The following is a 12,712-nucleotide window of genomic DNA, read 5'->3' on the forward strand; positions in this document are numbered from 1 at the left end:
TTTACCGTTTTCAAATCTTCCGACCGGTATTGATGACGTTCACGCCGTTGAAACGGGTCGTGGGGCAGCCGTGGGAGACGGCGCTGATTTGCGAAGGCTGGCCTTTTCCGTCGAAAAACGAACCGAATGTCCGGTAATCGTCTTTGTCGCAAAGCTGGGCGCACGAATTCCAGAACTCCTGCGTGTTCGACTGGTAGGCGACATCATCCAGCATGCCGACAATCTGACCATTTTTGATTTCGTAATACACCTGGCCACCAAACTGGAAGTTATACCGCTGCTGGTCAATGGAATATGAACCACGTCCCAGAATATAGATGCCTTTATCGACGCCTTTGATCATGTCGGACACGGAGCGTTTTTCAGCACTGGGTTTCAGCGAGACATTCGGCATCCGCTGAAACTGGATCGAATCCCAGTTGTCGGCATAACTGCACCCGTTCGATTCGGTGCCGCCCAGGATTTTCACCTGATCGCGGGTTGCCTGGTAATTGACCAGAATACCGTCTTTGATGAGGTCCCATTCTTTGGCCGGAACCCCTTCGTCGTCGTAGGCCACCGTCCCGAGCGTCAGCGGCTGGGTTTTGTCGGCCACAATATTGACCAGTTTGCTGCCGTAATTGAAGTTTTTGGATTTCCACTTGTCGAGCGTCGCAAAACTGGTTCCGGCGTAATTGGCTTCGTAGCCCAGCACCCGGTCGAGTTCCGTGGCGTGGCCGACCGATTCGTGGATGGTCAGGCCGAGGTGGTTGGGGTCCAGCACAAGGTCATATTTGCCGGGCTGAATCGACTTGGCCGACAGTTTTTCCTTCGCCTGCTTGGCCGCCACCGTCGCATCCTCGACCATGTCGTAGGAATTTCGGTAACTGATCAGGCCGTTCGGGCCGGGAATTTTATCCCCTGCCAAGCCGTCCAGATACTCATAGCCCATGCCCATCGGCGAGCTAAGCGCATCCCGGGTTTTGAACTTACCGGCCTGACGATCAACGGCGGTCACGGTAAACGTCGGCCAGATCCGGTGAATATCCTGGTCGATGTAGGAGCCATCCGTGGAGGCAAAATACTTTTGTTCGTTGATAAAAAACAGGTTGGACGTAACAAAACCGGCTCCGTTTTTCATCGCTTCGCCGTTCACTTTCATCAACAGATCGATTTTCTCCTGAACCGGTATTTCGAAGGCGTTTTTTTTCAGGGGTGTTTTCCAGGCCACTTCGCCCACGCCTTTCTGCGGAGCCAGATCGACGGGTTCCTTCTGGATGCGGGCGTTGGCTTTGGCAATGGCAACGGCGGTTTCGGCGCATTTGGCAATGGCTTCGGGCCGAACGTCACTCGTGGCCGAAAACCCCCAGGTTCCGTTGGCAATCACCCGGATGCCAACCCCGTAGGATTCAGCATTGGTGATGTTTTGCACCTTCATTTCGCGGGTGAACACAAACTGCTGCAAATACCGCCCGATCCGAACGTCGGCGTAAGTCGCGCCTTTGCTTTTGGCTGCGTTCAGGGCCACATCGGCCAGCTTTTTCTTCAGAGCGGCATCGGCGCGGGGTTCAAGCAGTTGGTGCAACGAAACCGTATTGCCCAGCACAGGAACAGAACTGCCCATCAGAGCGCTCATTCCCAAACCGGAGAGTTGGATAAAATCCCTTCTTCTCATGAATTGTTGATGGAGTTATGGAATACGAAAAATCAGAACAGACGCGTGATTTTACAGGTACTTTTCAGAGGAAATAGAGATGTGGCTACTCAATGGTGTAAAAACAGAGCACGAAAATGGTCAAAAATAGCCAAAAGGGCAAAAAAGTGTCTGTTTTTAATGGTAGCTATTTTCTACTTTTCCAGCTTGCCGATGATCAAAAGCTGACTCGCATAGACGGCATTTTCGGCATACTTGCGCGGATCGGTGATGGTCTGGTTGCGGTTTTTGAGAATGGCAGCTTTGTCCAGCGGTTCCGGCGAAACCGTCAGCGTAATGGTGTGCGTGCCTTCGTCCAGGGCCGGCAAAAAGAAATAATGCGAGCGGTAATAGGTAGCATAACTGTCGAAACGGGGATACAGCGCACCGGGCGTACCATCGACCGTCACGGCATATTGCCCACAACCGGGGCCGATGACATCGTAAATCCCTGCCATTGTGCCTTTAATTTTGAACTGAATCGACGCCCCCGGCTGGTTCGATTTCAGGAGGTAGGGAAACCGGTTCCGAAGTTGGCGGGCCACGGTATCGGTCGTCGGGGTCAGCTCTTTCCAGTCGCCCTGGCGGGCCAGCGATTGCACTGAAATCATCTGCGCGTTTTCCCAGTTGTCGGACACAAACGGTTTTGGAACGGCATGAGAGCCGGGTTTGCCCACGGTGGCGATCTGTTGCAACGCCTTGCTCAACGCTTCTACATACAGGCGGTGACCGGTATCCGAATACGGGTGCGTTTTGTCGGGAGCGAAAACCGTTTTATCGGGAAAGTCTTCTTTTTTGCCGCCCCAGACCAGTTTTCCCTGACGATCTAACCGAATCACTTCCAGCCCCATATGCACCGACGGAATCCCGTAATGATTCGCAATGTCTTCCATCGCCCGCACGGAGTTCGGCATCCGGCGTGCCAGCAAGGCCGGGGCCATCGGGGCATTCAGGGTGTAGACGAAACAAATGTCGGTGCGCCGGTTTTGCCGCCAGATTTGCCGAACAATACCTTCCATTGCTTTGTGGATTTTGGCCGGTTGCTGACCGCCATCGTTGACCGCAAATTCGACGAATACCAGATCCGGTTTATGCACCAGCACATGCTCTTTCAGCCGGAAAACGCCCAGGTCTGATCCGGTTCCGCCAATGGCCGCGTTGATGTGCGTCAGGTTGGCTTTCGGATACTGCTGCTGCAACCAGTTCAGGGATTGCTCCCGCCAGCCGTTTCCGGCCTCCGTGATGCTGCCGCCAAAATAGGCGATGGAAACCGGGCCGCCTTTCTGCACCTTCTGAAAAAAATTGGGCAACCCCTCCCGAACCAGAAACTCCCGGCTTTCGGATAAGGTGTCGGTCTGCGCCTGCGCAAAACCGGAATAACTGAGGATAACAATCGAAAAAAGAGTATTCAAAAAACGTCGCATGATGGATCAATGATTAGTTCTGTTCGTGTTGGGCAACCATCTGGTCGAACTCCTGCGCCACCGCCGAATCCAGCCGGGCCTTGTTGCGCCAGGCCATCGTTCCGTAAACACCCGCCTGGCTGTAATCGAACGGTTTGAAGCCAATCCGGCTGACCACATCGGTATTCTTTAACCGAAAATCAAACGCTTTCGGATCGATAAACCCCGGGTCGGCCACGATGGAATGCGGGTCTTTCCCCCCCTCCTGCCATTCTTTCACGGATTGTTTGCCAAAAACCGGCTCTTTCGAGCGGGCATCCCAGTAGCAATTCTGGTCGGCCAATAGGTTGAACTTGGCCCAGTTACTGCTCAGCAAAGTGCCGCTGTTGTAATAAACGATGTTGTTGGTGAACGAAAACGACCGGTGCGGTTCGACGCGGGTGGCCTGGAGCTGTGCCTTGATGTTGTCAGCAAAAATGTTGTTGCGGATGAGGTTGTCCTTGCCGTAATGCTGGTGAAAACCGGAGCTTTTGCAGGCATACACGAGGTTGTTTTCCATCACAATATCCGTCGAACCCTCGTCGGTATACAGCCCCCAGCCACCGTAGTCGAAGGCGTAAATGTGGTGGATCACGTTGTTCGACACCACGGTTCCCTCCGAAACGCCGAGCGTATAGACCCCGCCCATATCGCTCAGAACGCCCCAGCCGAGGTGGTGAATGTGGTTGAATTCGACCCGGTTTCGCTTGGACGGACTGAAAGCGTAGCCCCAAACCCAGCCGACCGACACCCCGGAATACCGAAAATCAGCCACTTCGTTGTGGGACAACACGTTATCCCGACCGTGAAAGATGGTCAGGGCTACGGCGCAGGGAAAAACGTGGCCGCCCGAACGCAGAATGTTGTTGTCGACCGTAATGTGGTGCGTCAGTTCCGACGAATCGGGCCGGATGACGGTTTCGCCGATTTTGACGCCACTCGCGCCCAGATCGTGCAGGTAACACCGCTCCACCCGGCCGTTGGCACAGGCCCGCCGGAACCAGATGCCGCTGCCGCCGGTATGCGCAATTTCACAATCGATAAAGCTGATCTGATCGGCAAAATCGAGTTGAATGGTGGCTTCCACACGCGCGGCCGCCTGCTCCGGTTCCACACCAAACGGCGGCATTCGGTAGCCCGCCACCTGAAACGACAGGTTTTCAAACCGGATGTTTTTCACCCGTTTCCCGCCGGTTTCATCGCCTTTGATAACGACGAATTTCTCGTTGACCGGCGCAAAAACCGTGAGCTTATCGATGGTTTCGCCGGGCCGGGGGCGGTAATACAGAGTGCCGGTTTTTTCGAGAAACCACTCGCCGGGGACATCCAGGGCCGCTTTCAGGTTTTCGATGACAAACAGGGAATGGTTGGTAATTTTATTCCAGGGTTTCATCCCTTCGCCCGCGATGTAAAGAGCCGTATCGGCTTTGCTAACGGCCAGCACCGGTTTGCGGGTGTTGTCCCAGTGGTGGTAGAACGTCAAAACCGCCTGGCTCAATTCGGTTTCCGGGAGCCGGGCCAGCCAGTCCAGACTTTCCGGCGAAACCGTGATTTTCTGTGCGGCAAAATCGGCAAACGGCCCCGTTCCTTTGCTCAGGACGGTTTCGGAGACGGCTTTCGGCTGAAAAAAACCGGTGTTAGGCGTTTGGGCGCGAACGACCCGCTGCCCGTTGACGTACAATTGCTCGAACGACCAGCCATACCGGCGTACTTCCGGTACGTCGGTTTTCCAGAGATCGTCCGATACTTTCTCAAACCGGTTCAGGCGCAGGCCACCGTAAAAAACCGGGGTGCTGCCCGCTTCGCCTTTGACAATCAGCGGGGCAGTTTCGGCGCCGGAATCTTCGGCCGTCAGCGTCAGGGGTTCATTCAGCATATATTCCCCTTTCCGAACCACAATTTCGATGGGTTTGGTGGGCGGCTTTTGCCGACGCAGCAGCCGGGCGCGGTTGCGGGCCGCCGTGAGGGTTGCCAGCGGTTTCTGGATCGTTCCGGGGTTTTTGTCGTTGCCCGAAGGAGCCACGTAGATCGTTTGGGCAACGGATTCAATCACCAGCAGAAAAAGGCTGGAAAGCAGGAAAAGAGGAACGGTTTTGCGCATGGTTCAGGAAATATACTGCCTTCAAAAGCCGGTCGCAGCCGCATTTTACTAGTGAATAAACGGCAAAGCCAAAAGTAGTTGCGACAACCCGACTGACTAGGCTTTTTTCAGCCACCGGTCAAACCAGTCAAAGGCATCGGTCTGCATGTCTTTGTCAAACTTGTGCCCGCCGTCGTAAAACCGTGCCGCATAGCGATCTGCGGCCCCCGCCTTTTTAAAAACCTCACCCAGTATTGTATCAGCGGTCTTCATTTCGGGGAGCGTATACAGCTCATCCTGGTTGTTGCATTGAATCATGGTGGGAAGCGGCACCCGCAGGCCCAGAATCTCCGGAAAATCAAGGTACCGGGGCAACAAAGGCGTATAGGTCATCCACGTATGCGTATACGTTTTATGAAGCGTCAGATCGTCCCATGTCGTCATGAACCCGACGCAGACACAACATTTGATCCGGGAATCCATGCCGGCCAGATACACGGTTCGCAGTCCTCCGCCCGACAAGCCACCACAGCCAACCCGCTGTTTATCAACATCTTTCCGACCACACAAGATAGACAGCGCAACCTGATCTTCGCTTAGAAAAACGCCCGGCCAGGTGGTACCCGCACAAAACAGGGACTTCGACATGACGTGTTCATGCTCGGCGGACCATTGGTTATAGGCTTCGATGTGTTCCGTTTTTTCCGGATCGGCATCGGTCTTCCCCCTCGTATCGAGTCCTTCATATTTCAAATCGACCACATCCTCATACAACACCCGCCGACTGCCAAACGCAAACGCATCGTGCACCAGCACTATATACCCCCGCCTGGCTATATCGTTGGCCCAGGCCCTTCCGCTGTAATCCTCAAGCTGGTGCTCGGTTAATAACGGATGCTGATCATCGCCGGTTTTGACGATTTTTCGATACCCGAAATATTTCTTCCCGGCGTGGTCATGAAGGGCCAGAATGGCAGGCAACGGCTCTTTGGCTCCCTTGGGCTTCAGAACAACCGCCCTGGTGGGTCGGCCGTAGGGAAGCTGCCAGCTAATTTCCTCGATCATCAGCCCGTCATACTCGAAGGTCCGGTCGATGCGGACCTCGGGCGTGGCCGGTTGCGGGGGAGCCGCCACCAATTCCCGGGTCTTTTCCAGTGCTTCCTGCTTCCAGCGGGTCAACTGCTCCGGCTTCCACCGGGCATTCCGGAACGAAAGTGATGGCTGCGTTTGAAGCGAGGCCGCCCAGGAGCCATACAAGCCGATAATACTCTTTGTTTCCGGTACCATTTTGGGTGACAGGGGATTGGTTTGACTTTCCCGGATGGCATCAAAGTCTATGCCGGGAGGCAAAAAGGGAACGGTACCGGTCAGGACCGATGCCTTGATAAATGTTCTGCGGGTTGGGTTGAATTTCATAGCGATTGTAGGCATTTCGTGTGCGTCGGCCAAAGATATTCGTCCTGGAACAGGAATGGAGAGAACGCCCGGTAAATTTAGCCAATTGCGGCTTGATTGGGCCATTTCGTCCAGTAGATCTGGTTTATTTGCCAACCGTTCCAGAAACCGAATTCGTAGAGCTGTGTTCGAAGGCCACCGGTGGTACGATCTGCTCCGAACCGGGCGCGCCAAAACGGTTTTGGGTGTCGACAAAAAACCGCTGTTGCCCGTTCCGATTACTGAAATCATGCCCAACCCCAATGTATTGCCCCAAAATCCAGGGTATTGATCCTCTTGTCCAGCCGCTCATCGGTAGTCCGGCGGAGCGGCTGGCTTTTAGGTAAAAACGTTGAAACCATGCAAGTCAACCTGAAAAGAATCGTCCTGTCGCTCAGTCTCGGATTCGCCCTGACTGGTGTGCTGGTGGCGCAGGACGCCCGCGATATTAAAACCGGGATGGTGATTCCCGACGAAACGTACAGTGATCAACCCTACATCGTCAAGACCAACGACGGCGCGTGGCTCTGCGTGCTCACCACCGGAACCGGTCACGAAGGCGCGTCGGGGCAGCACCTGATTTCGCAGCGGAGTCTCGATCAGGGAAAAACCTGGATCGATAAACGCGATGTTGAACCGGGCGATGGGCCGGAAGCGTCGTATGCCGTGCTGTTAAAAGCCCCGTCGGGCCGGGTTTTTGTTTTCTACAACCACAATACCGACAACATCCGGGCGGTGAAAGGCGACAGTCCGCCGTATGCCGATGGGTTGGTCAAGCGGGTGGATAGCCAGGGATATTTTGTCTTTAAATACTCGGACGACAACGGCAAAAGCTGGTCGGCAAACCGGGTAGCGATTCCGATGCGGAATTTTGAAATCGACAAAAAGAACCCGTATCAGGGCAAAATTCAGTACTTCTGGAACGTGGGCCGGGCGTTTGCCTACAAGGAATCGGCGTATGTTCCGGTTCATAAAGTCGGCGGTTTCGGCGAAGGCTTTTTCACGACGAGCGAAGGCGCGTTGCTGCAAAGTCCCGATCTGTTCACCGCAACCGATCCCGCCAAAGCGAAGTGGAACACCCTGCCCGACGGCGAAATCGGCCTGCGGACACCAGCCAAAGACGGTGGTCCTATTGCCGAAGAGCAGAATTTCGTGGTGTTGAGCGACGGTTCGTTCTTCTGCGTTTACCGGACCATCGACGGCCATCCGGCCTACACCTACAGCCGGGATGCGGGCCACACGTGGGAACCACCCCAGTACATGCGGTATGGCAACGGCCAGTTGATGAAGCATCCGCGAGCGGCTAATTTTGTCTGGAAATGCGAGAATGGGAAATACCTCTACTGGTTTCACAACCACGGCGGGCGGTTTATTCGGGAACACAAAAACCGGCGCAGCATGGCCTACGACGACCGGAATCCGGCCTGGGTATCGGGCGGTGTGGAAGTAGATTCGCCCAAGGGAAAAGTCATCAAATGGACGCAGCCCGAGGTTTTGCTGTACGACGAAGACCCGCTGATTCGGATGAGTTACCCCGATCTGGTCGAAGACAAAGGCTCGTATTACATCACCGAAACGCAGAAAGACATCGCCCGCGTCCACAAAATTGACGACAAGCTGCTGAATCTGGTATGGAATCAGTTCGACAACCCGAAAAAAGCGCAGGACGGTTTGGTCATCAACTGGTCGTATCAATTGGGAAAATTTCCGCAAACCGTGGTCGCCCCAACGCTGCCCGAATTCTACAAACGCGATACCAAAAAACTGGAACAGCCCGGCATGAACGTGCCGAACGGTTTTACCATCGACTTCAGCTTCACGCTCAGCAGCCTGTCTGACAACCAGATCCTGCTCGATGCCCGCGACCCCACCGGCAAAGGGTGGATTGTACGCATGACCGACAAAAAAACGGTTGCGTTTGCGATGAACGACGGCCGAACGGAATCCACCTGGACCTGCGACGAAGGCTTGCTGAAAGCCAATCAAAACCATCACGTCAGCATCATCGTCGACGGCGGACCGCACCTCATTTCCTTTGTGGTCGACGGCAATTTCAACGACGGGGGCGACACGCGACAGTTCGGCTGGGGACGGTTCAACCCCTATCTGAAGTCGGTGGCCGGGGCCGCTCAGATCACCCTCGGAACCCAACTCAATGGACGGATCAGCCAGCTTTCGGTCTACAACCGGGCGCTGACGGTGTCGGAAGCCATCGGCAATTATAACGCCCAGAAGAAGACGCCCTAAAGTCCATGTAAACCCATCACAAAACGTTTTTCAAGATCGGTTATCCCCTACGGGAGTATCAATTTCACCAATCCCGTAGGGATGAATCATCTTGCAGCCTGGCTGCACCCGGCGCCTGGGACCGGGCGAGATCGTACGGCTACGACCCGGCGAAAGCCTGACGATTCACCCGCGCACCATTCACCAGTTCTGGGGCGAAGAAGGTACCGGGTGGCAGATCAACGGCGTTGGCTATACGCTTGGTGCCGGGATTTCGAGCGTCTGCGACGACCTGAACGACAACGTTTTTCTGGTGGATTATGACATCCGGTTTCCCGAAATCGAAGAGGACGAAGCCCGCCGATATTTCCTCTGCCATGAGTATCCCAGGGCTGGTATTGAACTTATTAGCGAATAAACCTAAACCTGATGATGCCACGTCGCTTTTCGATTGCCCTGCTGGTTTTGTCCGGCCTGGCCTTTGCCGGTTCCGCTTTCCTGTATGCATCGGATGAGGTGGGAACAACCGGCCCGGTTTTGATGCTGGCCCTGGTTTTGCTGGCGCTGGCGTTCCGGGGCTTTACCCAACTCAAAGGTTTTTCCTACACCGTCTGGATTCTGGCGGCTGTCACAGTCGCGATGTTCTATCCCACGTATTTCTTCACCGTCGGCGGTTTTCAGTTAAAAAAACTCATCGTTCCTTTTGTGCAACTTACCATGTTCGGCATGGGGTCACACATGAGTTTCGACGATTTTAAGGGCGTCGTCAAAATGCCGAAGGGCGTTCTGATCGGGGTTGGCTGCCACTTTATGGTCATGCCGCTGGTCGGTTTTTCCTTATCCCATCTGTTTGATTTTGAACCAGAAATTGCCGGGGGCGTCATCCTGATCGGCTGCGTTTCCAGCGCGATGGCGTCCAATGTGATGTCGTATCTGTCGGGGGCCAACCTGGCGCTGGCCGTCACGATCGGGGCCTGTTCCACCATTCTGTCGCCGTTCATAACACCCTTTCTGATGAAATGGCTGGGTGGGCAGTACGTCGAAATCGACATTGCGCACATGATGATCGACATCACCAACATGATCATCATTCCGATTGTGGCGGGTTTTATTTTCAACCTGTTTTATTTCGGCAACGAAACCAGACGCGCCAAAACCGTTCAGTTGCTGGCTTTTGCCGGTATCATTCTGGTAACCAATCTGGTGATGATGGTGGTTACGAAGGCCGACGGCCTGGGTTTTCTGACGGCACTCCTGACCTCGACGTTCTGGTTTTACCTGCTGCCCATGGTGAGCGCGATGCTGCTGAAAAATGCGAAGACCATCGACCGGCCCATGATCGAAAGCAGCCTTTCATTCGTTGCCATGCTCGGCATTGTCATCAATACCGTCATCATCACAGCATCCGGGCGCGACAATCTGCTGCAAGTCGGTGGTTTGCTGATCATTACCTGCCTGTTGCACAACCTGATCGGATTGAGCGTCGGTTATTTCACGGCCTTGCTGTTCGGTCTGCCCGAGCGGGACCGGCGGACGATTGCGTTTGAAGTCGGGATGCAGAACGGCGGAGTAGCCACGGGCCTGGCCCTGCAAATGGGGAAAGTGGCGACCTTGGGGCTGGCTTCGGCCATCTTCGGGCCGTTGCAGAATGTGACGGGTTCGGCACTGGCGAACTGGTTTCGGAAACGACCGACGGGGGAAGAAACCGTCAGTGGGTTACCGGTTCAATCGGAAAATCAGGAAGTTTCCATGCGTTAATTGTGGGCATCAAATCCAAATGAGATACTAACCAATCCGTAAAGTTTTGCGGTTGTACCCCAGCGGGGTTTTCTGTCAATAGCCATAACCCGTAAATTAAGATGATGAGCCCCAGCGGGGCGACCTACCTGAAGTTAGTACGCCCCGTCGGGGCTGGAATGGGAATGGGCTGATCCAATTACTATTGACAGAAAACCCCGCCGGGGTTACCCATCATCGCTTTTATCAATGCAGCAGCAACAGCGTCGATACAACCCCGGCCACGTACAGTAGCTTGACCCGCAACACCCGCAGGCACTTGCTGATGTGAAATTCGACGGTTTTTTCGGCCAGCCCGAGTTGCTCCGCAATTTCCTTGTTGGCGAGACCGCTGCGGCTGAGCTCAAATACTTCCCGGCTTTTTTCGGGGAAATTTTTCAATTCCCGCAGGTAGACTTCCTGAACCTCCCGGACCTGAATCCATTCCTGAACCACGTTGGCCGAGTGCGAAATCTGAACTTCCGAATACACCTCGTCCAGTGAAACCGATTTGTGCAGAATTTGCTTCCGAAGGTGGGAAATGATCCGGTTTTTGAGCGCCGAAAACAGATAGACCTGAATGGTTTTGTCGATGGAAAGGGCTTCCCGCTGCACCCAGAGCGTCACGTATAAATCCTGCACCAGATCTTCGGAAGCATCCGAATCACCGGTTTTCCGGTAGGCCAATGCGTAGAGTTTTCCGGAAAACCGGGCGTGCAGTTCCGCAAAAGCCGCCGAATCGGCCTTCGTTTTCACCAGTTGCCACAGCGCCTGGGCGTCCATCTCACGGTACGGGTTGTGCATCGATTCTAAAAAGCAGGGCGGATGCAATACTACTAAGCTTTCAGATAGTATTTGTTATAAACTTTCTTCAAATCCCACCAGGGTTACCGGTTTTTTGTGCGTCTTGTCAGTAGAAAGGCCAACCAACTGGAAGCTGACCACACGAACCTATGAGCCAAAATGCCATTTCGCCCGACTTGCTGAAGAAATACCTGGAGGGAAAGTGCAACCCGGACGAAGTTGAACAGGTAGAGCAATGGTACGCCAGCCTGAACAATGAAACCGCCGAAAGCCGGGAATTTGACCAGCTTGGTCATTTAAATAAAATTCAGGAAATCATTCGCCACCAAACCGATGACGAAATTCAGCCGGAACAGCCGTCCCAAGTCCGTCCGCTGGTGCCAACTTTCTGGCGGTATGCTGCGGCTGCCGTGGTGCTGCTCATCGCGAGTCTGGGTATCTACTTCTATCTGAACACGGCCCAACCGGCTGCAAACCCGGTCGCCGATGCGGTTTCCATTGTCAACACGCAAAAACAGGTGGTCCGTCACCAGTTGCCGGATGGCAGCAAGGTCTGGCTGAATCCGGAGGCCAAAATTCAGTACACGGCCCGGGCGTTTTCCGAAACGTCGCGGACGGTGAGCGTCGAAGGCGAAGCGTTTTTTGAAGTCACCAAAGACCCGGCGCGGCCCTTCTTTGTCAAAAGCAATTCGCTGCTGGTGAAAGTGTTGGGAACCAGTTTCAACGTAAAATCTAATTCCGATCAGTCGTGGTATGAGGTATCGGTCGTAACGGGTAAGGTGTCGGTGTCGGTTCCAGACCGTCAGGGGAAAGCGAAATCGGTGCTGCTCTTGCCCCGGCAACAGGCGGTTTTCGAAGTCGCTTCGGGCCTGCTGACGTCCACGGAACTCTCGAAATTCCGGGAAAAAGTCGATACCTGGCAACCCATCTCGCTCACGTTTGAGGACGAAAAACTGTCGGAAATTGCGATGCGGCTGCAAAAGAAATACGGGATCAAAGTCAAACTCGCCAACCCGAATCTGGCCAATTGCCGCCTGAAAGCCACTTTTGACCACAACCGGCTGGCGGAAATTCTGGAAATAACGACCCAGATGGTGGAAGCGACTTATGAAATGCGGGGCGACAGCATCGTGATCAACGGCGAAGGCTGTAGTACCGTAGAATGAACCCCAAAACCGGAAGACGAAAATTGAATGATAATCTCTAAACCCCCTCCTATGCTACAACGACAACCCCTCTTTTTGCCGGGCTTGTAAAGGAAATCAGGAGTGATTGCGG

General features: G+C 54.3%; 10 protein-coding genes. 5 read left to right on the plus strand and 5 right to left on the minus strand.

Going from position 1 to position 12,712, the window contains the following annotated elements:
* Positions 1-10: 10 nt before the first annotated feature.
* The 4 genes from FH871_RS03180 to FH871_RS03195 form a co-directional block, all read right to left on the minus strand.
* On the minus strand, positions 11-1,654 hold the full coding sequence (locus FH871_RS03180; RefSeq protein WP_138989862.1) for a TldD/PmbA family protein: 1,644 nt from the start codon (positions 1,652-1,654) through the stop codon (positions 11-13).
* 173 nt (positions 1,655-1,827) lie between these two features.
* On the minus strand, positions 1,828-3,096 hold the full coding sequence (locus FH871_RS03185) for an SGNH/GDSL hydrolase family protein (protein WP_138989863.1): 1,269 nt from the start codon (positions 3,094-3,096) through the stop codon (positions 1,828-1,830).
* Between the two features lie 13 nt (positions 3,097-3,109).
* Positions 3,110-5,215 (minus strand): right-handed parallel beta-helix repeat-containing protein, encoded by a 2,106-nt coding sequence (locus FH871_RS03190; protein ID WP_138989864.1) that lies wholly within the window; start codon positions 5,213-5,215, stop codon positions 3,110-3,112.
* Between the two features lie 96 nt (positions 5,216-5,311).
* Positions 5,312-6,625 carry an alpha/beta hydrolase family protein gene (locus FH871_RS03195; RefSeq protein WP_171062745.1) on the minus strand — a complete coding sequence of 438 codons (1,314 nt, stop codon included), beginning with the start codon at positions 6,623-6,625 and terminating at the stop codon, positions 5,312-5,314.
* A 148-nt stretch (positions 6,626-6,773) separates the two neighbouring features.
* Here FH871_RS03195 and FH871_RS03200 point away from each other — a divergent pair, with 148 nt between their 5' ends.
* From FH871_RS03200 to FH871_RS03215, 4 genes are all read left to right on the plus strand, one after another.
* Positions 6,774-6,920 (plus strand): RagB/SusD family nutrient uptake outer membrane protein, encoded by a 147-nt coding sequence (locus tag FH871_RS03200; RefSeq protein WP_138989865.1) that lies wholly within the window; start codon positions 6,774-6,776, stop codon positions 6,918-6,920.
* 68 nt (positions 6,921-6,988) lie between these two features.
* Positions 6,989-8,875 (plus strand): LamG-like jellyroll fold domain-containing protein, encoded by a 1,887-nt coding sequence (locus tag FH871_RS03205; RefSeq protein WP_138989866.1) that lies wholly within the window; start codon positions 6,989-6,991, stop codon positions 8,873-8,875.
* A 91-nt stretch (positions 8,876-8,966) separates the two neighbouring features.
* Positions 8,967-9,272 (plus strand): D-lyxose/D-mannose family sugar isomerase, encoded by a 306-nt coding sequence (locus FH871_RS03210; protein ID WP_171062746.1) that lies wholly within the window; start codon positions 8,967-8,969, stop codon positions 9,270-9,272.
* An 11-nt stretch (positions 9,273-9,283) separates the two neighbouring features.
* Entirely contained in the window at positions 9,284-10,612 is a 1,329-nt protein-coding gene (locus tag FH871_RS03215; protein WP_138989868.1) for a bile acid:sodium symporter family protein, read from the plus strand.
* A 225-nt stretch (positions 10,613-10,837) separates the two neighbouring features.
* Here FH871_RS03215 and FH871_RS03220 read toward each other — a convergent pair whose 3' ends face one another.
* Positions 10,838-11,434 (minus strand): sigma-70 family RNA polymerase sigma factor, encoded by a 597-nt coding sequence (locus FH871_RS03220; RefSeq protein ID WP_138989869.1) that lies wholly within the window; start codon positions 11,432-11,434, stop codon positions 10,838-10,840.
* Between the two features lie 149 nt (positions 11,435-11,583).
* On the opposite strand from FH871_RS03220, the gene FH871_RS03225 reads away from it, so the two are divergent.
* On the plus strand, positions 11,584-12,600 hold the full coding sequence (locus tag FH871_RS03225) for a FecR family protein (protein ID WP_138989870.1): 1,017 nt from the start codon (positions 11,584-11,586) through the stop codon (positions 12,598-12,600).
* The last annotated feature ends 112 nt before the right edge of the window (positions 12,601-12,712 follow it).

The sequence above is a fragment of the Larkinella sp. C7 genome, assembly GCF_006149005.1.
Classification (GTDB): domain Bacteria; phylum Bacteroidota; class Bacteroidia; order Cytophagales; family Spirosomataceae; genus Larkinella.

Bases quoted from the DNA above. Each gene is read 5' to 3' on its own strand.
- FH871_RS03180 (WP_138989862.1), bottom strand. From the start codon at position 1,654: ATGAGAAGAAGGGATTTTATCCAACTCTCCGGTTTGGGAATGAGCGCT.
- FH871_RS03185 (WP_138989863.1), bottom strand. From the start codon at position 3,096: ATGCGACGTTTTTTGAATACTCTTTTTTCGATTGTTATCCTCAGTTAT.
- FH871_RS03190 (WP_138989864.1), bottom strand. From the start codon at position 5,215: ATGCGCAAAACCGTTCCTCTTTTCCTGCTTTCCAGCCTTTTTCTGCTG.
- FH871_RS03195 (WP_171062745.1), bottom strand. From the start codon at position 6,625: ATGCCTACAATCGCTATGAAATTCAACCCAACCCGCAGAACATTTATC.
- FH871_RS03205 (WP_138989866.1), top strand. From the start codon at position 6,989: ATGCAAGTCAACCTGAAAAGAATCGTCCTGTCGCTCAGTCTCGGATTC.
- FH871_RS03215 (WP_138989868.1), top strand. From the start codon at position 9,284: ATGATGCCACGTCGCTTTTCGATTGCCCTGCTGGTTTTGTCCGGCCTG.
- FH871_RS03220 (WP_138989869.1), bottom strand. From the start codon at position 11,434: ATGCACAACCCGTACCGTGAGATGGACGCCCAGGCGCTGTGGCAACTG.
- FH871_RS03225 (WP_138989870.1), top strand. From the start codon at position 11,584: ATGAGCCAAAATGCCATTTCGCCCGACTTGCTGAAGAAATACCTGGAG.